This window comes from Alkalimonas mucilaginosa, assembly GCF_036327005.1.
Classification (GTDB): Bacteria; Pseudomonadota; Gammaproteobacteria; order Enterobacterales; family Alteromonadaceae; genus Alkalimonas; species Alkalimonas mucilaginosa.
The window spans coordinates 142,992-164,675 of record NZ_JAUGZK010000006.1 but is presented as its reverse complement, the minus strand read 5'-3'; the positions used below and the strand labels follow the sequence as shown (position 1 = coordinate 164,675).

Annotated in this window: 24 protein-coding genes; 14 read left to right on the top strand and 10 right to left on the bottom strand. The window is 50.4% G+C overall.

Going from position 1 to position 21,684, the window contains the following annotated elements; genetic code table 11:
• The 3 genes from ppnN to queF form a co-directional block, all read right to left on the bottom strand.
• The gene (gene ppnN / locus QWF21_RS10210; protein WP_330087948.1) at positions 1-1,359 is read right to left on the bottom strand and encodes a nucleotide 5'-monophosphate nucleosidase PpnN; all 1,359 of its coding nucleotides are present in this window, start codon (positions 1,357-1,359) and stop codon (positions 1-3) included.
• 23 nt (positions 1,360-1,382) lie between these two features.
• On the bottom strand, positions 1,383-2,939 hold the full coding sequence (locus QWF21_RS10205; RefSeq protein WP_330088013.1) for a diguanylate cyclase: 1,557 nt from the start codon (positions 2,937-2,939) through the stop codon (positions 1,383-1,385).
• 484 nt (positions 2,940-3,423) lie between these two features.
• Positions 3,424-4,263 (bottom strand): NADPH-dependent 7-cyano-7-deazaguanine reductase QueF, encoded by an 840-nt coding sequence (gene queF / locus QWF21_RS10200; RefSeq protein WP_330087947.1) that lies wholly within the window; start codon positions 4,261-4,263, stop codon positions 3,424-3,426.
• An 80-nt stretch (positions 4,264-4,343) separates the two neighbouring features.
• On the opposite strand from queF, the gene syd reads away from it, so the two are divergent.
• Positions 4,344-4,895 (top strand): SecY-interacting protein, encoded by a 552-nt coding sequence (gene syd / locus QWF21_RS10195; RefSeq protein ID WP_330087946.1) that lies wholly within the window; start codon positions 4,344-4,346, stop codon positions 4,893-4,895.
• Positions 4,896-4,898: 3 nt separating this feature from the next.
• Here syd and QWF21_RS10190 read toward each other — a convergent pair whose 3' ends face one another.
• Both QWF21_RS10190 and QWF21_RS10185 read right to left on the bottom strand, forming a co-directional pair.
• A complete protein-coding gene (locus tag QWF21_RS10190) occupies positions 4,899-5,672 on the bottom strand; it encodes a DUF2310 family Zn-ribbon-containing protein (RefSeq protein ID WP_330087945.1) in 774 nt (257 codons plus the stop codon).
• Entirely contained in the window at positions 5,659-5,991 is a 333-nt protein-coding gene (locus QWF21_RS10185; protein WP_330087944.1) for a hypothetical protein, read from the bottom strand. The genes QWF21_RS10190 and QWF21_RS10185 overlap by 14 nt, the downstream gene beginning before the upstream one ends.
• A gap of 149 nt (positions 5,992-6,140) precedes the next feature.
• On the opposite strand from QWF21_RS10185, the gene QWF21_RS10180 reads away from it, so the two are divergent.
• Entirely contained in the window at positions 6,141-6,506 is a 366-nt protein-coding gene (locus QWF21_RS10180; RefSeq protein WP_330087943.1) for a DUF3192 domain-containing protein, read from the top strand.
• 35 nt (positions 6,507-6,541) lie between these two features.
• Here QWF21_RS10180 and QWF21_RS10175 read toward each other — a convergent pair whose 3' ends face one another.
• Positions 6,542-6,772: a DUF2789 domain-containing protein gene (locus tag QWF21_RS10175; RefSeq protein ID WP_330087942.1), complete on the bottom strand. Its 231-nt coding sequence runs from the start codon at positions 6,770-6,772 to the stop codon at positions 6,542-6,544.
• Between the two features lie 118 nt (positions 6,773-6,890).
• On the opposite strand from QWF21_RS10175, the gene QWF21_RS10170 reads away from it, so the two are divergent.
• Positions 6,891-7,526: a GNAT family N-acetyltransferase gene (locus QWF21_RS10170; protein WP_330087941.1), complete on the top strand. Its 636-nt coding sequence runs from the start codon at positions 6,891-6,893 to the stop codon at positions 7,524-7,526.
• A gap of 9 nt (positions 7,527-7,535) precedes the next feature.
• Here QWF21_RS10170 and QWF21_RS10165 read toward each other — a convergent pair whose 3' ends face one another.
• Positions 7,536-7,853: a DUF3301 domain-containing protein gene (locus tag QWF21_RS10165; protein ID WP_330087940.1), complete on the bottom strand. Its 318-nt coding sequence runs from the start codon at positions 7,851-7,853 to the stop codon at positions 7,536-7,538.
• 134 nt (positions 7,854-7,987) lie between these two features.
• Here QWF21_RS10165 and QWF21_RS10160 point away from each other — a divergent pair, with 134 nt between their 5' ends.
• The 3 genes from QWF21_RS10160 to QWF21_RS10150 are packed head-to-tail and all read left to right on the top strand — an operon-like array spanning position 7,988 to position 9,532.
• Positions 7,988-8,305, top strand: coding sequence for a YqcC family protein (locus QWF21_RS10160; protein WP_330087939.1), 318 nt, complete (start codon positions 7,988-7,990; stop codon positions 8,303-8,305).
• Positions 8,283-9,086 carry a tRNA pseudouridine(65) synthase TruC gene (gene truC, locus QWF21_RS10155; RefSeq protein ID WP_330087938.1) on the top strand — a complete coding sequence of 268 codons (804 nt, stop codon included), beginning with the start codon at positions 8,283-8,285 and terminating at the stop codon, positions 9,084-9,086. Before QWF21_RS10160 ends, truC begins: the two co-directional genes overlap by 23 nt.
• Positions 9,083-9,532, top strand: coding sequence for a flavodoxin (locus QWF21_RS10150; RefSeq protein WP_330087937.1), 450 nt, complete (start codon positions 9,083-9,085; stop codon positions 9,530-9,532). Before truC ends, QWF21_RS10150 begins: the two co-directional genes overlap by 4 nt.
• Before the next feature lie 90 nt (positions 9,533-9,622).
• On the opposite strand, the gene dapD is transcribed toward QWF21_RS10150, so the two are convergent.
• Genes dapD through map form a run of 3 tightly spaced genes read right to left on the bottom strand, consistent with a single transcriptional unit; the run spans position 9,623 to position 13,886 of the window.
• Positions 9,623-10,447: a 2,3,4,5-tetrahydropyridine-2,6-dicarboxylate N-succinyltransferase gene (gene dapD, locus QWF21_RS10145; RefSeq protein ID WP_330087936.1), complete on the bottom strand. Its 825-nt coding sequence runs from the start codon at positions 10,445-10,447 to the stop codon at positions 9,623-9,625.
• A gap of 9 nt (positions 10,448-10,456) precedes the next feature.
• On the bottom strand, positions 10,457-13,078 hold the full coding sequence (gene glnD, locus QWF21_RS10140; protein ID WP_330087935.1) for a [protein-PII] uridylyltransferase: 2,622 nt from the start codon (positions 13,076-13,078) through the stop codon (positions 10,457-10,459).
• Positions 13,079-13,097: 19 nt separating this feature from the next.
• Entirely contained in the window at positions 13,098-13,886 is a 789-nt protein-coding gene (map, locus tag QWF21_RS10135) for a type I methionyl aminopeptidase (protein WP_330087934.1), read from the bottom strand.
• Between the two features lie 291 nt (positions 13,887-14,177).
• Here map and rpsB point away from each other — a divergent pair, with 291 nt between their 5' ends.
• The 8 genes from rpsB to rseP all read left to right on the top strand — a co-directional run bounded on the left by rpsB (position 14,178) and on the right by rseP (position 21,673).
• The gene (gene rpsB, locus QWF21_RS10130; RefSeq protein ID WP_330087933.1) at positions 14,178-14,906 is read left to right on the top strand and encodes a 30S ribosomal protein S2; all 729 of its coding nucleotides are present in this window, start codon (positions 14,178-14,180) and stop codon (positions 14,904-14,906) included.
• Positions 14,907-14,998: 92 nt separating this feature from the next.
• Positions 14,999-15,871, top strand: a complete 873-nt coding sequence (gene tsf, locus QWF21_RS10125) for a translation elongation factor Ts (protein WP_330087932.1) — start codon at positions 14,999-15,001, stop codon at positions 15,869-15,871.
• Positions 15,872-16,046: 175 nt separating this feature from the next.
• A complete protein-coding gene (gene pyrH / locus QWF21_RS10120) occupies positions 16,047-16,781 on the top strand; it encodes a UMP kinase (protein WP_091344651.1) in 735 nt (244 codons plus the stop codon).
• Positions 16,782-16,869: 88 nt separating this feature from the next.
• Positions 16,870-17,391, top strand: coding sequence for a ribosome recycling factor (gene frr / locus QWF21_RS10115; RefSeq protein WP_407935285.1), 522 nt, complete (start codon positions 16,870-16,872; stop codon positions 17,389-17,391).
• An 82-nt stretch (positions 17,392-17,473) separates the two neighbouring features.
• Entirely contained in the window at positions 17,474-18,244 is a 771-nt protein-coding gene (gene uppS, locus QWF21_RS10110; protein ID WP_330087930.1) for a polyprenyl diphosphate synthase, read from the top strand.
• 1 nt (position 18,245) lies between these two features.
• The gene (locus QWF21_RS10105) at positions 18,246-19,109 is read left to right on the top strand and encodes a phosphatidate cytidylyltransferase (protein WP_330087929.1); all 864 of its coding nucleotides are present in this window, start codon (positions 18,246-18,248) and stop codon (positions 19,107-19,109) included.
• Positions 19,110-20,321: a 1-deoxy-D-xylulose-5-phosphate reductoisomerase gene (gene ispC / locus QWF21_RS10100; protein WP_330087928.1), complete on the top strand. Its 1,212-nt coding sequence runs from the start codon at positions 19,110-19,112 to the stop codon at positions 20,319-20,321.
• Positions 20,318-21,673 carry a sigma E protease regulator RseP gene (gene rseP, locus QWF21_RS10095; RefSeq protein ID WP_330087927.1) on the top strand — a complete coding sequence of 452 codons (1,356 nt, stop codon included), beginning with the start codon at positions 20,318-20,320 and terminating at the stop codon, positions 21,671-21,673. The genes ispC and rseP overlap by 4 nt, the downstream gene beginning before the upstream one ends.
• Positions 21,674-21,684 lie beyond the last annotated feature (11 nt).

Genomic DNA, 21,684 nt, shown 5'->3' with positions numbered 1-21,684 from the left:
TTATTGCAGGATCCTGTAGCAAGGTTCATATGCTGTGCCTGGAAGCTTCATTCGTCCTTGCTCGACAAAGGCTTGCAGTAAGCGATCCATCATACGCATCAGCTCTGGTTCACCACTTAACTGAAAAGGACCATGCTGTTGAATTGCACGTATCCCTTCATCTTTGACGTTGCCGGCCACTATGCCAGAGAACGCACGCCTCAGATTAGCAGCCAGTGTTGCGGTATCTTGCTTGCGGTGCAAGTTGAGTGCGGCCATATTGGTGTGGTTTGGGATAAATGGCTGCTGGAAGTCTGATTCGATTTTCAGAGTCCAGTTGAAATGGTAAGCATCACCAACAGTGCGTCGGTACTCCCGCACTTCCTGACAGCCGGCTTTTAAGGCTCTGGCAACTGCTGCCGGGTCATCGATGATGACTTGCACCAGGTTCAGGGCTTTTTGTCCCAGGGTTTGCTCAATAAATTGCATGATTTCTTGGAAATAGCCTTCGCTACTTTTGGGGCCTGTCAGGATCACAGGGAGTTTTTGTGCTGTGTTGTCTTCGTGCAGCATAATCCCCAGCAAATACAGTAGTTCTTCGGCAGTGCCGGCGCCCCCCGGGAAAATGATAACGCCATGTGCTATGCGAACAAAAGCCTCCAGTCTTTTTTCAATATCAGGCAGGATCACCAGCTCGTTAACAATAGGGTTGGGCGGCTCAGCGGCAATAATGCTGGGTTCGGTTAAGCCTAAATACCGACCTGTGGTAATACGTTGTTTGTTATGGCCTATGGTAGCACCTTTCATTGGGCCCTTCATGGCACCAGGTCCGCAACCGGTGCAGATGTTTAAACCACGCAGTCCCAACTGGTAGCCGACATCCTTGGTGTATTGGTATTCTGCTTCTTTGATGGAGTGTCCGCCCCAACAGACGATCATCGTAGGCTCGGTGTTGCAGCTTAGCACCTGAGCATTGCGTAAAATATCAAATACGCTGTGTGTGATATGGGCACTATTTTTCAGATCCAGTCGGTTGGCATTAATTTTTAGCTGGGTGTGGTAAAACAGAATATCCCTTAGTACAGCAAACAGATGCTCATGGATACCCCGAATGATCTGGCCGTCAACAAAGGCATCGGTCGGGGGATTAAAAAGCTCTATTTTGATGCCCCGCTCACGGCTTAGTAAGTTGACCGAGAAATCTTGAAACTGCTGGTAAATTTCGGCTGAGCTGTCGGTATGGCTACCAACATTTAAAACAGCCAGGCAACAATTGCGAAAGAGCTGAAAGGCTTCTTTATTGGTGGTTTGCTTCAGTCGGTCTACTTCCAGCTGTGATAACAGGCTCATTGAACCGACCGGGTTTAGTTGTACATGCATTACTGGCTCCCTTGCCATGGCTGTTATTTCGGGATTTTTAATATGACTTTATCTCTGCCGGCATGTTTTGCTTCATACAAGGCTTCATCGGCACGATCAAACGCGGCCCGGACAGTATCGTGTTCGGCCAGTTGGGTGGCACCGAAGGATATAGTGATAGGTACTTTTTTATTTTTAAATTTAAACGGAATTTTCTTTATTTTTTGTCGCAGGTTGTTTAGTGGCATTTCCAGATCCTGCAAGCTTGTTTCAGGAAACAGGATGATAAATTCTTCACCGCCGTAGCGGGCAATAAAGTCTGTTTCTCGCAAGCTCTGTTTTAAAGCCCGGGCGATAACTTTTAATGTCTTGTCGCCAGCGCTGTGGCCATAGTTGTCGTTAATGCTTTTAAAATGGTCAACATCACCCAGTGCGATGCAGAGCGGAGTGCCATAGCGCTGATAACGCTTTAACTCCAGCTCGAAGCGCTCATCAAAGGCGGCACGATTGGGAATTTCAGTCAGGGCGTCCTGCAAACTGCGAAACTTTTGTTCCGCCAGTTTTTTTTGAAATTGCTGTGCTTCAGACTCCAGCTCAAGCAAGCGATGCTCCATGACTTTTAACGAACTCACCATCAGCTCTCTTTCTTGCTTTTCCAACTGTTCTCTTTCGGAAAGCGAACCGGTGATGTCCTGCAGTCGCTGGTTGACCAGGGCTTTTAATTGTTCAAGGCTGGTGGCCTCGGTACTGTCTTTGCTAAAGGCATCAATTTTCTTGCCTAACTGATGATTCAACTGACTGAGCTTGGCCTGAATAGCGGTAGACTGACTTAGTGAGCATACTAACGACTTTTGCACTTGTTCCAGCGTATCGTGCAGCTGAAGCAAAAAGTGCTGGGCAGACTGACGTTCAGCGTTAATGCTGGCCACAATAATGGTGATGGTGCTCAGGCAGGCATTTAGCAGCTCTTCAATGCCAAGATGATCCATCAGTGATTGCCGGATCCGGTCTATATCCGCGGCAAACTGTTCTGCGAAGCTCATTTCGCTGAGCAAGTTGGTCAGCTCTACCGAAATCTGGCGGCAAATATGGCCATAGCGATCGTTGTCAGGGTTTTCTGAGTTATCCAGTGTTTGTTTGGCTTGTAAGGCATTTTGGTACAATCGGGCGAGATCGGTCAGGTGTGGCAGATACGCATGCACTGTGGGGGAGCTTTCATTGACTTTGGCCAGCAAGGCGCGCAAGTCTCGTCGCAACTGATCCGGTAGGCCGCGCTGTTTTTGCAGCAACTGACCTGCTTCATTCAAACCAAGCTGAAGCTGGCGCAGATCCTGTTCATTCTTGCTTTCAAGGTGTTTTAAACCCTCACTTAATGCCTGGACCAGCGGTAGCAATTTTTCCAAATCAGTACCACGAGCCAACTCTAACCGAAGTTTGGCCAACTTATTATCCAGCTCAATATCCAGCCCTTTGCATGCCAGGGATAACCGTGAGACAAATTTGGCTAAAATTTTAAACTGACTTTCGTAGGTGTCTTCCAGTTGTTTACGCGTCTTTAACGCATGCTCTAGTTGCTGCTTCAGGTCGTCTTGCAACGGCATCACCATGATGATTATTTGAAAGTTTATACAATGACAGGCTTGGATTTAAGTATATATGCTAGCACAGGAATTGCGACAGTTGTTTGATAAAGATTCACCCAGCCAGGGCCAGGAACAAAAAAGCAAACCGGCAAGGTGTGCCGGTTTGGTGTAGGGACGTCACTGGCCAGCTCTGAGGCTGTTGTCGCCAGGCTGGTTATCGCTTACATAGATAGTAAGGTAACCAGGATTGCTCTTCTGTGGAGGTAAGGTGTTGCATATTAGGGGCATCCATTGGCAGAGTGCAGCTCAGTCCATCTGAACTGCTGCATGAATTATAAGCAAATTTGTTTTGTTTTGAAAGTTAAACTGAAAGTTTTCATAGGCGATTTCAGTTTTTCGCTGCTAAATAAAGCGTGTTAATACCAGTAATCAATTGCTTAGCGGGTTTATGTTGGTTTTTTCCTGAAAGTTTGGATGAAAGTTATCCTGCTCTATTCGCGGATTACTGGCGGGTAAGACGGATAACCGGCGCACTGTAAGGGGCACTGCTACGCAGTGGATTAATATCCAGACCTCCACGACGGGTATAACGGGCGTAGACCGCCAGAAACTCGGGTTGGCACTGCTGCCAGATATCGGTAAAAATGCGCTCAACACATTGTTCATGGAACTCATTATGCTGGCGAAAACCAATCAGGTAACGCAGCAGTGACTCATGGCATATTGCTTTGCCGCGGTAATGAATAAAGACACTGGCCCAGTCGGGTTGGTTGGTGATCAGGCAATTGGATTTCAACAAATGTGAAAACACTTTTTCGTCCCGGGGGGCTGCATCTGCCTTAAGCTTTAACTGCTCTGGCTGATACCGGTATTCGGCTATCTCGATATCCAGGTCATCCAGACAACGTCCCTGGATCCAGGTGGGTTGAAAGGGCTGCAACTCATTCACGTTATGCAGTGTGACGTCGACTTTTGCACCTGCACAGGCTGATAAATCCTGCTGCAGTAAACGAAATACCTGACCGAGATCGGCAAAGCGGGTTTGATTGAGACTGTTCAGATACAACTTAAAAGATTTCGATTCAATCAGGTTGGGAGAATCAAAAGGCACCACAAAGGTTGCCAGGGCGACTACCGGCTTGCCTTTATGGTTCAGCCATGACAGCTCATAAGCATGCCAGATATCCTGACCAACAAAAGGCAGTTCTGCTGTCAGCTGCAGCTCATCACGACCAAGTGCGCGTGGAACTGCCTGCAACAGTTCTGGTGCATAGTCGGATGCATAGTCTGTTGCCTTGCCAAGGGTCAGTTGTGTCAGCAGTTCAGGCTGTAGCTTTGTCATGGTGGCCGCACTCGGGTTAGAATGCCTGCATTGTATCATAGTGGCTGATGTTGGATCAGCCGAAAAAAAGGATGAATTGCATGGATCTGGCCGCCAGTTGGCAGGATTTTATTGAGCGTACCCTGGCGTGGTCGCAGCAACAGCAGCAGCCGCTGCTGACTGAGCGTGACAAAGTATTGCCATCGCCTTGTGAAATCAAAGCGCAGGGTGATGATAGGGTGCTTTGGCAGCCGGTGCTGCAACAACCCCGGTTGGATTTTCAGGCGGTAGAGCAGGCGCTGGAGCTGACATTGCATGCCGATATTAAAGCCTTTTATGGGCTGTACTATGGCGGGGGACTGGCAGCGGAACATGCGGAAGGCAAGCTGTTGTTGTTGATGCCCTGGCACGAAGCGGATTGTAATCGCTTAAAAGAAAACATCATTGGCCATATTTTGATGAAGCGACGGCTGCGGCAGCGTGAAACTGTTTTTGTTGCCGTGACCGATGACGAGAATGTGATGGTGTCGGTATTAAATAGCAGCGGTGAGGTGTATGCCGAATCGGTAGGTAAAGAAGTCCAGCATAAGCTGGCCGACTCGTTGGGAGAGTTTCTGCAGCAGCTTGTGCCGGCCAGTAGCGAGGGGTTTTGATCGTTATTGGCAATCCCAGGCGATATTGGATACGAGCCGGCAGTGATCGCAGCGAAACTGAAATAAGCCATGCCAGCTGTCGCTCAACTGCCAGGTAAGGCCGCAGCCCGGGCAAGCTTTGCTGGCTTCAAGGCTGCAGTCGGGGCTGCTGCCACTGTATAAATAATAATAACAGGTCTTGCCGCTAAATTTTTCTACCCGCCTCGCCAGTTGCCTGCCTTGCTGGTTTAACTTGCTGTGTAGTTGTTGCAAGGCGTTTTCGGCGCTTTTGGGCAGTACACGCTGCTGTTGCATTTGAATTTCATCCAGCGCCTGATATTGCAGCTGCCAGCGAATAAAGTCTTCATAATCGGTAGTACTACCGGCACCTAACCGATACAAAGGCACGGGGGCAAAGTGCTCGCAGCAGCGTAGTGGTGAGACTTGCTCGGCAAAATTGGTAAACAGCAGATAACCTGTGGCGGATGGACAGGGATCCGTATGGCTGGACATCAGATCCTGTCCCAGCAGTTGCAGTTTGGGGTAACTCAAGCCAGCTTCAGGCAGGGCTGCTAATGCTTGCTGGCCACGCAGGCTGTGATGTTGGGGTTTTAGTGCGTCTTCGGCAGGCAAAATAATCCGGCTACAGAAATGATCGTCGGCAAAGTAAGTCGGAAATTCCCGGCCAATCAATTGGCCCTGAAAAATCAGTGCCTCCAGATACTGCCGAATGTGTTGTTCTGCCAGGCTATAGCTGGTATCGCTAAGCAGCCGAAACCGTAGCTCAGCCAGCCACATCGTTGCCTCCTTGTTGTTCCAGCCGTGTCAGGCGCTGCTCCAGCCTGGCTAGTTTGGCCTCCAGTTGCTCAATTCGGGCCGTCAGAAGGTCTGTCGCTGGTAATTCAGTTGCCGGCACCGGGCTGGTTTGGTTGTTGACAGCTACTGCTTTAGCGGCAGTTGGCAGTTGCTTCCATTGCTGAAAAGCCGGCAGCAGGTCAGCAGGGGGCACTTTGCGGCCCAGCCGGCTGCGTAGCAAGGCCAGGCTGGGAGTTTTTCCTTCCTGTATCAGACGGGCTGCTTCCTGGCTGAGTAATTCCAAAGCTGTGGTGGTGTTCATTGGTCAAATCCGCTAGTTAGTGGCCAAATAGTACAGTAATTTTGCAGTGATTGGCATTTATTAGTTTTAAATCATTGTTTTTAAATGGATTTAAAGTTGGCCTTTGATTTGCTTCGTCTGTTATGCTCAAAAAATTACAGGAGAAAACAATGACAATGAAACATCTGCTGCTGGTATCTGCCCTGATCCTGCCATTATCCGGTTGTGTGGTGGCGGTGAATGGCTCGAAAGACGCGCGTTTTAATGAAGCGGACTGGCTGCAAACGCAAAAAGCCAATCGCAGTTACATCAATCAGCTCACCACCGGAACCTCGCTGGTGCAAGTGATGCAGGATTTGGGGGCACCGGATTTTACCGAGGCGTTTCAGCAGGGGGATAGCTCGGTACAGGTACTGTTTTACCGCACCCACCACCGGCGCAGCGATGGTATGACCACCAAAGATGAATGCACACCGCTGGTGTTTAGCAATGGCCGTTTAAGCGGTTGGGGCGAAAAAGCCTACGCCCAGCTGTAAAGTCACGACAGTAAAGCCAGAGCTTTGCTTTGGCTTTACTTGCGCAGCAAGGTATTCAATTCATCAATCACTTCCGACCAATCGGCATCTTCTTTGAGCGACTCGGCAATAAAACTTGCCTGGGCAGGGTTCCAGAAGGGGGCTTTTTCCAGTGGCACATGTTCGGCCAGGCGGTGCTCTGCAATAAAGGCATCTATCGCTGCCTGCTCGTTGTTCAGCCCGAGTTGGGCAAATAAAGTGGCCAGGCTATGTGTTGAAGTATCCATTGCAATGTCTCCGTTAAAATCACTTTGTCTTAAGGGTAGCGCATCAAAGTAGATTGGCAATTGCCAATTGCCCTGCTATGGTGATGAAAAAATACACATAATAAAAATCAGGTGTACTATGTCGGTTGAACAGTTAAATGATTTACTGGTGCGGGAGCTGGAAGGGCCAGAGCTCAATGTCGCAGCTTCCATTTTGTATCAGTCCTATCACGATGATCCGCTGTTTATGACCATTTTTCAGGCCGATAAAGCCGATTATGAGAAAAAGCTGCGGGCAGCGATCCGTGAAGAGCTCAGTGCTTTTTGGCAAAGCAGTCAAACCATCATTGGGCTATTTCAATCCGAGCAGCTTATTGGTGTCGCTTGTTTGGTGAAAGCCAGTTCCGGCCTTGGCGGTCATCGTTATTGGCACTGGCGGCTGAAGATGTTACTGACGGCTGGTTATGTTTCTACCCGACAATTGTTGGAAAAAGAAGAGCGTATTCATGCGGCGATGCCAGCTAAAGATTACCATATGCTGGCTTTTATTGCCGTATCGCCAAGGCATCAACAGCTTGGCCTTGGGCATCAGTTGCTGCGGGCGGTGGACCAGTTAGTGGATCAGGATAGTACATCTTCCGGTGTGGGGGTTTTTGTTACGCTGGAGAAATACCTGCCGTTCTTTGCTGGCGATGCGTATCAAGCTGTGACTGAGCTTAGTTTTAACACCGTGCAGGGCAAGCTGCTATTCCGGCCAAAGCAGCCTCAGACCTGATGGTGACGGTTATGGACTGGGGAAGTTGTCAGGAAGGCGGTAAGCCGGTAAGTCAAAAGCTGTGTACTGCAAACCAGATAAGCTTAAAGTACCCTGATAGCGGCTTTCACCATCGCTGCTAAAATCCACACTGTAATGGGTTAGCCAGCGCAGCCGGCCCTGACGTCGTTCCAGCTTATGCTGCAACCGGCCGCAATCCAGATACTGCAACTGGTGTTTTTTGCACAGGTGTCTGGCCAGTAAAATCGCGCGCTCGTCTTGTTTGCGCTGCAGCCAGAACAGATAACAAATCAGTAATAAGCCAATAATCAGCCAGGTAGTGGCCATCAATAGGTTCCAGAATCAAATACTGGCGCTCATGGTACTGACAAAAGCAGTGACTGACAACCGACAAGCGCTGATGCCTGTGGCAGAAAAGTTATGTTAAGATCCAGCCTGAATCAATTGCCTCAGGAGTTGTGATGTCACAGCTGATTGTTGCTGCGCTGCAGGAAATTAAAGCCGAGCTGAAAGCGCTTGAGCTATGGAGCCCGCTTCCACCCAGTCCGGAAGCTATGGCCAGTACAGCGCCCTTTTGTTGCGACACCATGCCGTTTGAACACTGGCTACAATTTGTATTACTGCCACGGATGCAAGCCTTGCTGGATGGCGATCACCCATTGCCGGAAAAGGTAAGCATTTTACCGATGGCAGAAGTAGCCCTGGCGAAGTATTCGCAGGATACCCGCTTGTTGTTGTACTGGATAGGACGCTTTGATGCCTGTTTCCAGACTGATTGAGACGCCAGATACTAACGAACTGACGATTTTGTATCAGGATGAATGGCTGGTAGCGGTGGATAAACCCGCCGGTATGCTGGTGCATCGCTCATTTTTGGATAAACACGAAACCCGCTTTGTGATGCAGACATTGCGTGACCAACTAGGCCAGCATGTGTTTCCGGTGCACCGGCTGGACCGGCCTACTTCTGGCGTCTTGCTGTTTGCGTTATCCAGTGAGGTAGCGCGCTTGCTGAGTGAGCAAAATGCCAATCAGCATTGGTACAAAGGGTATCTGGCGGTGGTGCGTGGTTATCTGCAGCAAGGCGGTACTCTGGATTACCCACTCAAAGAGCAGCAGGACAAAATTGCCGATAAATTCAGCAGCAATGATAAGGCAGCCCAGAGTGCGGTCACCGATTACCTGCCGTTGGCACAGGTTGAGCTGCCTATTCCGGTTAGCCGTTACCCGGCTGCGCGTTATAGTTTGGTGGCACTCTCGCCCCGCACCGGGCGTAAACATCAATTGCGGCGGCATTTGGCGCATTTACGCCACCCCATTGTTGGCGATACCAGTCATGGTGATGGCAAGCACAACCGCTTGTTTCGGGAGCATTTGCAGTGCTCGCAGTTGTTGCTGTTGGCCAAGCAACTGATCCTGACTCATCCAATGAGTGGTAAAACACTTTGCATCGAGGCTAGTCTTGCCAGCTGGCAGCCGCTATTGCAGCAACTTGGCTGGCCGCAACAAACATCATTTTATCAGCAGGCTTTTGAGCAGCTGTACAAGGAGCAACGATGAAACGAATAGCCATTATTGTTGGCACTGTTTATGGTGGCGCAGAGTTCCTGGCCGAGCAGGCAGCACAATTGCTCAAAGCACGGGGCTATCTGTGCGAACTGCATACCGAGCCCAAACTGAATGCTGTGCTTGCTGACGATCCGGATGTCTGGCTGGTGATCAGCTCCACCACCGGCCAGGGTGATATCCCGGACAATGCCTTGCCGTTTTTTATCGATGCACGCGATCGCTTTCCGCTTTTGACCGACAAAATCATCGCAGTGATTGGTCTTGGTGATAGCAGCTACGAGAATTTCTGCGGAGCTGGCAAGCAGTTTTACGAACTGCTGCAGGAGTTGCAGGGCAAGCCGCTAACTGATCCTTTGTGGATCGACGCCTGCGAAACACTGGAGCCAGAAACTGTAGCATTGCCCTGGCTGGAAGCGCATTTCCCGCCGCTATCCTAACCCACCGACTTTCTAAATAGCACAGGGCTGCAAGTTCTAAGCAAAAGGCCAAGCAAATGCCTGGCCTTTGAAGATAAACGGGTTGCTGCGTTACTCGACGTTACGGAGTAAGGCGTTAATACCGACCTTAGCGCGTGTCTGAGCATCCACTTTTTTGACAATAATAGCGGCATAGAGGCTGTGGCTGCCGTCTTTGCTGGGCAGGCTGCCCGGCACTACCACAGCACCAGCCGGCACCCGGCCATAGCTGATTTCACCGGTTTCACGGTCGTAAATACGGGTGCTCTGGCTGATGTACACGCCCATCGACAACACGGCGCCTTCTTCGACAATGACCCCTTCTACTACTTCAGAGCGGGCACCGATAAAGCAGTTGTCTTCAATGATGGTGGGGTTAGCCTGCAGCGGCTCCAACACGCCACCGATACCCACGCCACCGGATAAGTGCACGTTTTTACCGATCTGAGCGCAGGAGCCAACGGTGGCCCAGGTATCGACCATGGTGCCTTCGCCGACGTAAGCACCAATATTGACATAGGAGGGCATCAGCACGGCATTTTTAGCGATGTAGCTGCCTTTACGCACCGCTGCCGGTGGTACTACCCGCACGCCTTCAGCGGCAAAACGAGCGGCATCGTAGCCGGCGTATTTCATCGGGACTTTGTCGTAGAACTTGGTTTCGCCGCCATCCAGCACTGCATTTTCATTGATCCGAAACGACAGCAAGACAGCCTTTTTCAACCACTGATGCACCACCCATTCGCCAGCCAGTTTTTCGGCCACCCGGGCTTTGCCACTGTCCAGCAGCTCCAAGGCTGCTTCAATAGCGGTTCTGTGCTCTGCCGAAACCGTGCTGGGCGTAATGGAGTCGCGTTGCTCAAATGCTTGTTCAATAATGGTTTTTAAATCTGCCATCTTGGGTTATCAACCTTCTGTTACGTGAGTTAAATGGTCAATCAAAGTCCGTTTTAACTGGCTTTGCTGGTCAAAATCAAGGGCAGTATCCTCTGCCGTTGATACCATAAAAAAATCTTCTGCCCGTTCGCCCAATGTGGTGATCTTGGCGGCATGAATCTGAATAGCGCACTGTTGGAATACATCACCAATGCGGGCCAGTAGGCCGGGCGCATCCAGTGCGGCAATTTCTACCATGGTGCGGTTTTTGCTGTTGCCTGGTAAAAAGCTGACTTTAGGCGGTACATTAAACTGGCGCATTTGACGCGATAATGTCGAGTGACGCTGTGGTTCCGCTTTGCCTGCAATGGCTTGCTCCAGCGCGCGCTTGATGCTCTGCACCCGTGACGGCGAGGTCACCGGCTGACCATTTTGCTCCAGCACCACAAAGGTATCCATTGCATAGCCATCTTTGTTGGTCATAATTTGGGCATCAAAAATGGCCACTTTTTTACTATCAAGCGCCGCGACCAGCCGGGCGAATAAATTGGGTTGATCCGGTGTGTACACAAACACCTGGGTACTGCCACGAATGGGTGCTTTGCTCACCAGCACCAATGGTTGTTTCGAGTCTTTGTGGCGCAGAATATGTTCGCAGTGCCAGACAATCTGCTTTGGGTTGTAGCGGATAAAATAATCCGCTTTGATCCGGCTCCACAGATGCTGGATCTCGATTTTGGTAAAGGCTTGCCGCTGCAGTAACCGCAAAGCCTCGGCCTGGTTCTCGCGGATTTGATCGCGCATATCCATCGGCTTTTCCAGGCCGCGGCGAAAGGCTTTTTGCGTCGACAGATACAGATCACGCAGCAAGGAACCTTTCCAGTCGTTCCACAGATTGTCGTTGGTGGCGCGAATATCAGCCAGTGTCAGGCAATACAGGTAATTAAGCCGGGTTTCATCCCGTACCTTTTCTGCGAACTCGGTGACCACCTGAGGATCGTGAATGTCTTTGCGCTGAGCGGTGACCGACATTAGCAGGTGCTGCTCGACCAGCCAGCTTATCAGTTTGCTGTCAAAGTCACTGAGTTTATGCAGCCGGCAAAATTCTTTCGCATCCATGGCACCAAGCTCGGAGTGATCACCGCCCCGGCCTTTGGCGATGTCGTGGAAAATCCCAGCCAGAAACAGCAGCTCTGGTTTTTCCATGCGACGTACGATGTCTGAGCAGAGCGGAAATTCGTTGTCGTATTCCGGCAGCGTATAGCGGTACAGGTTTTTCAGCAGCCGGTGGGTGTGCTCATCCACGGTGTAGGCGTGAAACAGATCGAATTGCATCTGGCCGACAATATTGCGCCACTGCGGCAGGTAGGCGGCCAAGACACCGTATTTGTGCATCAGGGTGATGGAGGTATCCATGCCGCGTGGGTGACGCATCAGCGCCAGAAAAAGCCGCCGGCAGGCCTCGTAATCCTGCAAATCGCCCATCAAACGGCGCCGAACCTGACGCAATAAACGCAGTGTATCGGAATGAATGCCGGTGATGTTGGAGTTGTTGGCAATGTGCCAGAACAACTTCAGTAAATTGTCACGCCGGGCAAAAACACCGTTATCCAATGCTTTGATCAGGTGACCGTGCAGTTCAAAGCTATCATCCAGTGGTTGCACTTTGGCGCTTTGGTGGTTATTCAGGATGCTGCCTTCAAAGTGCTGCAACAGCATTTCATTCAGTTCACTGACCCGTTGCACAGTGCGGAAAAAGCGTTTCATCATCCGCTCTACCGTGGCTTTACCATCGCTACCAAAACCAAGCCGCTCAGCTACAGCGGGCTGATAGTCAAACAGTAGCCGGTTTTCGTTGCGGCCGGCCTCCAGGTGCAGCGCAAAGCGCATTTGCCATAAATACGCTTCACATTCCATCAGTTCCTGATACTCGTCTTCGGTCAGGTACTGATAGGCCACCAGCTCGCGCATGGTACGGGTCTGAAAGTGTCGTTTGGCGACCCAGCCGATGGTCTGAATATCGCGTAAGCCACCAGGATTGGCCTTTAAATTAGGCTCCAGGTTGTAGGCGGTGCCGTGGTATTGGGCATGACGCTGTTGCTGCTCGTGGCGCTTGGCTTCAAAAAACTGCTGGCTGGTCCAAAAATCTGTCGCATGGATGGCTTGTTGCAGGCGTTCATACAATGATTTATTGCCCAGCAAGCGGCGCATTTCCATCAGATTGGTGGCAATGGTGATATCGTCTTTTCCTAACTGCAGCGTTTCATCCAGCGTACGGACACTGTGGCCGACTTCCAGCTTCAGATCCCACAACTGGGTCACAAAAATGGAGAGCTGATCCTGCTGTTTCGCCGTAAGTTGTTGCTCACTCAAAATCAGCAAGTCAATGTCTGAAAACGGATGCAGTTCGCCCCGGCCATAGCCGCCCACAGCGATCAGGCATAAAGAATTATCCTGGTTCAGTTCTTGTTGTTGCCACAAGGCAGCCAACAACTGATCAATAAAGCGAGCCCGGGCTTTGACCAGGCTTTGTACCGACTGTTGTTCGAAGGCCTGCTCGGACCAGCGCAGAAATTCAGCTATATGCTTTTTGTAGCCATCCAGGCTGAACTGGCTGGGCCAGTTCTTTTGAAAAGCAACCGCTTCTTTCATGCGCTTTGGCTCCTGTAGATTATTCGGCGCTGACAATCCGCTCTATGGTGTCGTCACTGCGCAGGGTCAGAATTTCGCAGCCGGTTTCTGTCACCAGAATGGTGTGCTCGTACTGAGCCGACAGGCTGCGGTCTTTGGTTACCACGGTCCAGTCATCTTTAAGTAGCTTGCTGTGACGGGCACCGGCATTGATCATCGGTTCAATGGTCAGGCACATACCGGCTTTCAATACCTCGCCAGTCCCAGCCCGGCCGTAATGCAGCACCTGAGGCTCTTCATGAAACTCGGCCCCAATACCATGACCACAATACTCTCGAACCACCGAGTAGCCATGCTTTTCGGCATGCTGTTGAATGACCTGACCAATATCGCCTAACCGAGTGCCGTCTTTGACTTTTTTAATAGCCAGGTACATGGCTTCCTGTGTAACTTTGATCAGGCGGGCTGCCAGGATACTGGGCTCACCGACTACAAACATCCGCGAGGTATCGCCATGGTAACCATCTTTGATCACAGTGATATCGATATTGATAATGTCACCGTCTTTTAATGGTTTGTCATTGGGAATGCCATGGCAAATCACATGGTTGACCGAGGTGCAGATCGACTTTGGGAAACCGTGATAATTGAGCGGTGCAGGAGTCGCTTGTTGTACATTCACGATGTAGTCATGGCAGCGACTGTTTAGTTCGTCTGTGGTTACACCAGCCACCACATAAGGCTCGATCATTTCCAGCACTTCAGCAGCAAGACGGCCAGCCAGACGCATTTTTTCGATTTCTTCCGGGGTTTTGATGATTGGAGTCATCCAGTCTCTCTCTGTGTTTGAAACGGTGTCATAAGATTGCAGCAAAGCAGCTTTAATATTGTGTTTTACAAGTGGCTATGGTATAAAGCGCGCCGCAATTTAGCAAATAGCTTTGTGCATTTCTGTGCAGTATATCGTTATTGTTTAGGTTGCGAAATGACAAATAACACACATACATCGGCACATGGGCCGGGGTGCCTGCAATTAACCTGTGCAATAACGCAGGTTGGTAAGCGGGTCGGAACATGGGATGTATGGAGGCCTAACCCCTAAATTTTAAGGTATTTTATCATGGCAAAAGTTTCAATGCGTGACATGCTCCAGGCGGGTGTCCACTTCGGTCACCAAACCCGTTACTGGAACCCGAAAATGAAGCCGTTCATCTTCGGTGCGCGCAACAAAGTACATATCATCAACCTGGAAAAAACTGTTCCTTTGATGAATGATGCGCTGAGCTTCATCCAGCAGGTTTCTGCTAAAAAAGGCAAAATTCTGTTCGTTGGCACCAAGCGTGCAGCTTCTGAGGCCATTAAAGAAGCGGCAAAAAGCTGTGACCAATACTACGTTGACCACCGCTGGTTAGGCGGCATGCTGACTAACTGGAAAACCGTTCGTCAGTCCATCAAGCGTCTGAAAGATTTAGAAGCACAGAGCCAGGACGGTACTTTCGACAAGCTGACCAAAAAGGAAGCTTTGGATCGTACCCGTGAAATGGACAAGCTGGAAAAAAGCCTGGGTGGTATCAAGGATATGGGCGGTTTGCCAGACGTGCTATTCGTGATCGACGCTGATCATGAGCACATCGCTGTGAAAGAAGCCAACAACCTGGGTATTCCAGTGGTTGCTGTAGTGGATACCAACTCAGATCCAAAAGGCATTGACTACATCATTCCTGGTAACGATGACGCCATCCGCGCTATTCAGTTGTATCTGTCTGCTGTCAGCCAGGCAGTCACTGAAGGCCGTAGCAACACCATCGAAGTTCAGGCGGAAGCTGAAGGTTTCGTCGAAGCTGAATAAGCTGTTGGCTCCATAGGGGCTGAACTGACTAAGACATCAACAGAGGCTGCGGCCTCTGTTTGCTCAAACCGATTGATAACGAGGATACTCTGATGGCTGTAACTGCTGCCTTAGTAAAAGAACTGCGCGAGCGTACCGGCGCAGGCATGATGGATTGTAAAAAAGCTTTGGAAGAAACCAAGGGTGATATCGAAGCTGCGATTGACGAGATGCGTAAAAGCGGTCTGGCCAAAGCGGCGAAGAAAGCTGGCCGTGTTGCTGCTGAAGGTACCATTTTGACTCGTGTTGGCAATGGCTACGGTGTTGCGGTTGAATTCAACTGTGAAACTGATTTCGTAGCGCGTGACAGCAATTTCCTGGCGTTCGCCAACAGCGTGGCAGACCTGGTTCACAACAACAAGATCTTTGCTCTGGACGCTTTGCTGGCGACTGACCTGAATGGCAGTACTGTGGATGAAACCCGTGCTGCTCTGGTCGCAAAAATCGGTGAAAACATCAATGTACGTCGCATCGCTGTGGTGGAAGGTGAGACCATTGGTCAATACGTTCACTCTGGCCGTATCGGTGTACTGGCTGTGTTGACTGGCGCGAACGAAGAAATTGGTAAAGACATTGCCATGCACATCGCTGCTAACAACCCAGGTTTTGTCAAGCCAGAAGATGTACCAGCCGATGTGGTAGAGCGTGAGCGCGCTATTCAGATCGAAATCGCAGTGAACAGTGGCAAGCCACAAGAAATCGCTGAAAAAATGGTCGCTGGTCGTATGGCCAAGTTCACTGGTGAAGTCAGCTTGACTGGTCAGCCGTTTGTGAAAGATCCTGCCATCTCGGTGGGTGATTTCTTAAAGCAAAACGGTGCTGATGCGGTTTCTTTCATCCGCCTGGAAGTTGGTGAAGGCATCGAGAAGAAAGAAGAAGACTTCGCAGCTGAAGTTGCCGCTCAAATTGCAGCAGCCAAGAAGTAAATTTGCGCTTTAGCCTAAAGGCAAAAAACGCTAGAATAGCCGCGACCTCAGGTCGCGGTTTTTTTTGGTCGGCTGCTGGCTGTTCACTTGCCTGATTCTATCTGGCTTGGGCAGCTGGTGAGACCTGCAACCGCAAAGCCACCCCCTGTACAGCGGATAATCAGATGGAGCACGCATGAACCCGAAACCAGCATACCGACGGATATTACTTAAACTGAGCGGCGAAGCCCTGATGGGAGACGAAGGCTTTGGCATCGATCCCAAAGTGCTGGATCGGATGGCCCAGGAAATCAAAGAAATTGTCGAACTTGGTGTTCAGGTTGGCATTGTCATTGGTGGCGGCAATATTTTTCGTGGTGAAGGCCTGGCCAAAGCCGGCATGAACCGGGTGGTGGGTGATCATATGGGCATGCTGGCAACGGTGATGAATGGCCTGGCGATGCGTGATGCATTGCATCGTGCCTACGTCAATGCCCGCATGATGAGTGCCGTGCCTTTAAATGGTGTCTGTGATAACTACAGTTGGGCTGAAGCCATTAGCTTGCTAAAATCTGGCCGGGTGGTTATTTTTTCTGCCGGTACCGGTAACCCGTTTTTTACTACCGACTCTGCGGCTTGCCTGCGTGCCATCGAAATTGAAGCCGATGCGGTGCTCAAAGCCACCAAAGTCGACGGTGTCTACTCGGCCGATCCAGTGAAAGACCCAGCGGCTACCATGTACAGCACCCTGAGTTACAGCGAAGTACTGGAAAAAGAATTGAAGGTAATGGATTTAGCCGCCTTTACCCTGGCGCGGGACCACAGCATGCCTATCCGGGTATTTAATATGAATACGGCCGGTGCTTTAAAACGGGTGGTAATGGGCGAGGTTGAAGGAACTCTGATCGACCACGCTGAGAATTTACAGTAAACTAGATCGAATTTGCTGCACAAACAGCTGACTGCCTACAAGGATAACTGAAGTGATTAACGATATTATCAACGACAGCAAAAGCCGGATGGAAAAAAGTGTGGATGCACTGAAATCTCAACTGTCCAAGGTTCGTACTGGTCGGGCGCATCCCAGCCTGCTGGATAACATCATGGTGCCTTACTATGGCGCTGATACGCCACTGCGTCAAATTGCCAACATTACCGTGGAAGATGCTCGAACTTTGAGCCTGACCGTATTTGATAAAAGTGCGGCGGCAGCGGTTGAAAAGGCCATTATCAACTCTGATCTGGGTTTAAACCCAATGAGTGCCGGCACCAATATTCGCATTCCATTGCCTGCATTAACTGAAGAGCGTCGCCGTGACCTGGTCAAAGTAGTGAAGGCAGAGGCTGAGCAAGGCCGGGTAGCCATTCGTAATATTCGTCGTGATGCCAACAACGATTTGAAAGTGTTACTCAAAGATAAAGATATTACCGAAGATGATGAACGCCGGGCGACCGATGAAATTCAAAAACTGACGGATCTTTATGTCAAGCGGGTGGATGAAATCCTGGCCGATAAAGAAAAAGAACTAATGGAAGTTTAAGCGGGTCTTAAACAAATGGAACGCCGTGTTGGGGTTATACCCGGTAATGTATCACGGCGTTTTTTATTGATGCAGGGGTCGCATGTCCACACCGTCACATCTGAACCAAAATGAGTTACCTCAGCATGTTGCCATTATTATGGATGGCAATGGGCGCTGGGCAAAGCAACAGGGAAAGCCCCGTGTCTGGGGACATAAGAAGGGAGCGGACGCGGTTCGGCGAAGTGTGCGGTTTTGTCGTGAGTTAGGTATTTCAGCACTTACCTTATTTGCTTTTAGTAGCGAAAACTGGCAACGACCTGCGGATGAAGTCAGTAGCCTGATGCAGCTTTTTATGTTGATGCTAAAAAGTGAAGTGAAAAACCTGCATAAAAATCAGGTTCGTTTAAGGGTATGCGGTGATCTCAGTGCCTTTGATGATGCTTTGCGCAAGCAAATTCAGGCGGCAGAAGCTTTAACCGCAGATAACAAAGCATTGACACTGACCATAGCAGCCAATTACGGTGGCCGCTGGGATATTGCCAATGCTGCCCGGCAATTGGCGCAAGAAGTGCGTGATGGGCATCTGGCGGTAGATGCCATTGATGAACAGCGGCTTGCTGCTTACATCCAACTGGCGGACTTACCTGAACTGGATTTACTGATCCGTACCGGTGGCGATATTCGCATCAGCAACTTTTTATTGTGGCAGGCAGCTTACGCTGAGCTCTGGTTCACCGAGACCTTATGGCCAGACTTCGACCAGCAGGTGTTCGCAGAGGCTGTCGCGGCCTTTGTCAGCCGAGAGCGTCGCTTTGGCTGTACTTCAGAACAAATTTGCGCTTTGGCATCCAGCCAGGCGAAAGGAACATAATTTGCTAAAACAACGTATAATAACAGCAGTTATCCTGGCACCACTGGCGCTGGCTGCGGTGTTTTTTTTACCCTTACCTGCCTTTGCAGCTTTTGTTGCCGGTGCATTTCTATTGGGTGCCTGGGAGTGGGGCAGTTTTTGCGGCCTTAGCGGTAGTCGCAAACGCTGGGGCTTTGTCGCTTTAACCGCAGCTCTGATGCTTGCCATTTATCTGTTGCTGCCTGCCAGCCTGAACTGGCCTTACACGGGTTCTGCTCTTATCTTTTCGGTGCTGACTGCAGGCATTCTGTGGTGGGGGTTGGCCGTAGCCCTGGTAGTGAGCTTTCCAGCCAGCCAGGGCGTTTGGTCAAAGCGTTTGTGGCTTAGGGCTGTTATGGGGCTTCTTACACTGGTGCCATCCTGGCTTGCGATTGTGCTGGTTCGTAGTGTTGGTATCGAAGTAGATCCCTTTGCCGGAGCCTGGCTGATTTGTGGCTTGCTGGCGTTGGTTTGGGCGGCTGATATTGGTGGTTATCTGATTGGCAAGCCCTTTGGGCGCACTAAACTGATGCCTAAAGTGAGTCCCGGTAAAACCTTTGAAGGGATGCTGGGTGGCCTTGGCATGGTGTTTTTGCTGCTGGCTGCTTTTTGCTGGTACCTTGGCTGGCCGGTACAAAGCCCGGTTCTTTTCGTGGCCGCTTTTGTGCTCACTACGTTGTCTGTCTTTGGTGACTTGACAGAAAGCATGTTAAAACGGGTCGCTGGCGTCAAAGACAGTGGCCGGATGCTGCCTGGTCATGGCGGTATTCTGGATCGAATTGACAGCCTGACAGCAACAGCGCCACTTTACGCCTTGCTGGTTGCTTTGTTGGGTGGTTTTTACTAGATGCGTCAGTTGGTGATATTAGGAGCAACCGGCTCCATCGGTCAAAGTACCCTGAAAGTCGTTGCAGAACACCCGGAACGTTTTGCAGTACTGGCTTTGACCGCACAGCGCTCGGTGACGGCTATGCTGCAACTTTGTCTGCGTTTTAAGCCACGCTATGCTGTCATGTCGGAACAAGCGGCTGCAACCCAACTGCAACATCAGTTGCAGGCTGCTGGCAGCCAGACGACAGTGTTGGCGGGAACGCAGGCGCTGTGTGATATTGCAGCGCATCCTGATGCGGATGTAGTGATGGCTGCCATTGTTGGTGCTGCTGGTTTGTTACCAACTCTGGCCGCTGTAAAAGCAGCTAAAACAGTGCTGTTGGCCAACAAAGAAGCGCTGGTGATGGCGGGTGCATTCTTTATGCAGCAAGTGAAAAGCAGCGGCGCCCGCCTGCTGCCAATCGACAGTGAACACAATGCCATTTTTCAGTGCCTGCCAGCCTCGTTGCAGCAGGCGGTGTGCACACATCAGATCCATGCCGGTAGCTTGCAACAGCAAAGCATCAGTAAATTGTTACTGACAGCCAGTGGAGGCCCCTTTTTGCAGACCTCCTTGCATGAGTTTCCACAGATCACGCCTGCCCAGGCTGTAGCGCATCCAAACTGGACGATGGGGCAGAAAATATCGGTAGATAGTGCAACCATGATGAACAAAGGGCTGGAGCTGATTGAGGCCCATTGGTTGTTTCAGTGCCCGGTCGAACAGATTGAGGTGGTCATCCATCCGCAAAGTGTGATTCATTCCATGGTACAGTATCAGGATGGCTCTGTGATTGCGCAACTGGGTCAACCAGATATGTGTACTCCAATTGCCTATGCGATGGCTTACCCGGAACGAATCAGCACTCAAGTACCAGCACTGGATTTCAGCAAGCTTGCTGATTTATCCTTTTCCAGTGCCGAACCCGCTCGTTTTCCTAACCTGTATCTGGCAATCGAAGCTTGCCGGCAAGGTCAGGCGGCTACAACCGCACTGAATGCTGCCAACGAAGTCTCGGTGGCGGCATTTCTGGCCGGACAGCTGCGTTTTGACCAGATAGCCATGGTCAATGCAGAGGTTCTGGAGCAGTGTGCTATGGATAAAGCGATTGAATTAGAAGCTATTCTTGCGCTAGACCAGCAGGCAAGACTGGTTGCGGAAAAAATCATTGCGAGGCGTAGTTCATGAGTGCACTGATCTGGAATATTGCCAGCTTTGTGGTGGCTTTAGGGATTTTAATTGCTGTTCATGAGTTTGGCCATTTTTGGGTTGCCCGCAGGAATGGCGTCTTAGTAAAACGCTTCTCCATCGGCTTTGGTAAAGCACTGTTTCGCTGGCGCGATCGTCAGGGCACAGAGTTTGTGGTGGCGATGATCCCGCTTGGTGGTTACGTTCGGATGCTGGATGATCGTTTTGATCCGGTATTACCGCAGTTTAAAGATCTGGCGTTCAATCAAAAGAGCGTGCGTCAGCGTATGGCCATAATAGCTGCAGGGCCAATGGCTAATTTTTTGTTTGCTATTCTGGTGCTTTGGCTGATGTACATGATAGGGGTGCCGGAAGCCAGGCCAGTTATTGCAGATGTTCGCTCTGGCTCTATCGCTGCCAGTGCAGAACTCGACTCCAATCAGCAGATTACGGCGGTAAATGGTCGCTCATCGGCAGATATCCGAGGCCTGAGCCTGCTTCTGGTGGAGCAGCTTGGCCGACGTGAAATTACCCTGCAACTGGAGGACCGCTCGACTGGGCAGCGGTCTGAGCGTGTGCTGGATACTTCTGGCTGGCACTTTGATCCCGATACTGAAACCATTTTCGCTAGCTTGGGTATCGAGCTGATGATGCCAAAACCCTTGACCAGTATCGCTTACATTGAGCCAGCTTCGCCTGCTGAGCTCGCAGGTTTACAAGTAGGGGACGAAATCACACATGTTGCAGATGCGTCGCTGGAAAGCTGGTATCAATTAACTGAATGGATACAAAATCACCCGGCTGAACCCCTTGACATCATCATTCTACGGCAAGGTCAGCGACTGCCCTTGACAGTAGTACTCGGAGAACGGCAAACTGCCGATGGCTTTCGTCAGGGCTATCTTGGCATAGTACCGCATAGCAGCGGTTGGCCGGATGGCATTCGCTATACCCAACGGCACAATCCTTTGGTTGCGCTTAAGGTGGGTGCTGAGCAAACCTGGCAGTTGACCCGACTCAGTTTTAGTATGATCGGTAAGTTTATTTTTGGTGATGTTTCGGTACGGCATTTAAGTGGGCCTATTTCCATAGCCCAGGGAGCCGGAACTACTGCCAGCATAGGGTTGATTGCTTTTTTAACCTTTTTGGCTTTGATCAGTGTCAACCTGGGCGTCATCAATTTATTGCCGCTGCCCATTTTGGATGGTGGCCACTTAATGTACATGGTTGTTGAACTAATACGAGGCAAACCGGTCTCTGAAAAGGCGCAGGAGATAGGTTTTCGCATAGGAGCCATGGTTCTTCTGCTGTTAATGGGAATTGCGCTACTAAACGATATTTCTCGTTTGTAATCACTAATCAG

What these genes read in the sequence shown, in the direction of transcription:
- ppnN (WP_330087948.1), bottom strand. Translation starts at nt 1,359, where the DNA reads ATGCATGTACAACTAAACCCGGTCGGTTCAATGAGCCTGTTATCACAG.
- QWF21_RS10205 (WP_330088013.1), bottom strand. Translation starts at nt 2,939, where the DNA reads ATGCCGTTGCAAGACGACCTGAAGCAGCAACTAGAGCATGCGTTAAAG.
- queF (WP_330087947.1), bottom strand. Translation starts at nt 4,263, where the DNA reads ATGACAAAGCTACAGCCTGAACTGCTGACACAACTGACCCTTGGCAAG.
- syd (WP_330087946.1), top strand. Translation starts at nt 4,344, where the DNA reads ATGGATCTGGCCGCCAGTTGGCAGGATTTTATTGAGCGTACCCTGGCG.
- QWF21_RS10190 (WP_330087945.1), bottom strand. Translation starts at nt 5,672, where the DNA reads ATGTGGCTGGCTGAGCTACGGTTTCGGCTGCTTAGCGATACCAGCTAT.
- QWF21_RS10185 (WP_330087944.1), bottom strand. Translation starts at nt 5,991, where the DNA reads ATGAACACCACCACAGCTTTGGAATTACTCAGCCAGGAAGCAGCCCGT.
- QWF21_RS10180 (WP_330087943.1), top strand. Translation starts at nt 6,141, where the DNA reads ATGACAATGAAACATCTGCTGCTGGTATCTGCCCTGATCCTGCCATTA.
- QWF21_RS10175 (WP_330087942.1), bottom strand. Translation starts at nt 6,772, where the DNA reads ATGGATACTTCAACACATAGCCTGGCCACTTTATTTGCCCAACTCGGG.
- QWF21_RS10170 (WP_330087941.1), top strand. Translation starts at nt 6,891, where the DNA reads ATGTCGGTTGAACAGTTAAATGATTTACTGGTGCGGGAGCTGGAAGGG.
- QWF21_RS10165 (WP_330087940.1), bottom strand. Translation starts at nt 7,853, where the DNA reads ATGGCCACTACCTGGCTGATTATTGGCTTATTACTGATTTGTTATCTG.
- QWF21_RS10160 (WP_330087939.1), top strand. Translation starts at nt 7,988, where the DNA reads ATGTCACAGCTGATTGTTGCTGCGCTGCAGGAAATTAAAGCCGAGCTG.
- truC (WP_330087938.1), top strand. Translation starts at nt 8,283, where the DNA reads ATGCCTGTTTCCAGACTGATTGAGACGCCAGATACTAACGAACTGACG.
- QWF21_RS10150 (WP_330087937.1), top strand. Translation starts at nt 9,083, where the DNA reads ATGAAACGAATAGCCATTATTGTTGGCACTGTTTATGGTGGCGCAGAG.
- dapD (WP_330087936.1), bottom strand. Translation starts at nt 10,447, where the DNA reads ATGGCAGATTTAAAAACCATTATTGAACAAGCATTTGAGCAACGCGAC.
- glnD (WP_330087935.1), bottom strand. Translation starts at nt 13,078, where the DNA reads ATGAAAGAAGCGGTTGCTTTTCAAAAGAACTGGCCCAGCCAGTTCAGC.
- map (WP_330087934.1), bottom strand. Translation starts at nt 13,886, where the DNA reads ATGACTCCAATCATCAAAACCCCGGAAGAAATCGAAAAAATGCGTCTG.
- rpsB (WP_330087933.1), top strand. Translation starts at nt 14,178, where the DNA reads ATGGCAAAAGTTTCAATGCGTGACATGCTCCAGGCGGGTGTCCACTTC.
- tsf (WP_330087932.1), top strand. Translation starts at nt 14,999, where the DNA reads ATGGCTGTAACTGCTGCCTTAGTAAAAGAACTGCGCGAGCGTACCGGC.
- pyrH (WP_091344651.1), top strand. Translation starts at nt 16,047, where the DNA reads ATGAACCCGAAACCAGCATACCGACGGATATTACTTAAACTGAGCGGC.
- frr (WP_407935285.1), top strand. Translation starts at nt 16,870, where the DNA reads ATGGAAAAAAGTGTGGATGCACTGAAATCTCAACTGTCCAAGGTTCGT.
- uppS (WP_330087930.1), top strand. Translation starts at nt 17,474, where the DNA reads ATGTCCACACCGTCACATCTGAACCAAAATGAGTTACCTCAGCATGTT.
- ispC (WP_330087928.1), top strand. Translation starts at nt 19,110, where the DNA reads ATGCGTCAGTTGGTGATATTAGGAGCAACCGGCTCCATCGGTCAAAGT.
- rseP (WP_330087927.1), top strand. Translation starts at nt 20,318, where the DNA reads ATGAGTGCACTGATCTGGAATATTGCCAGCTTTGTGGTGGCTTTAGGG.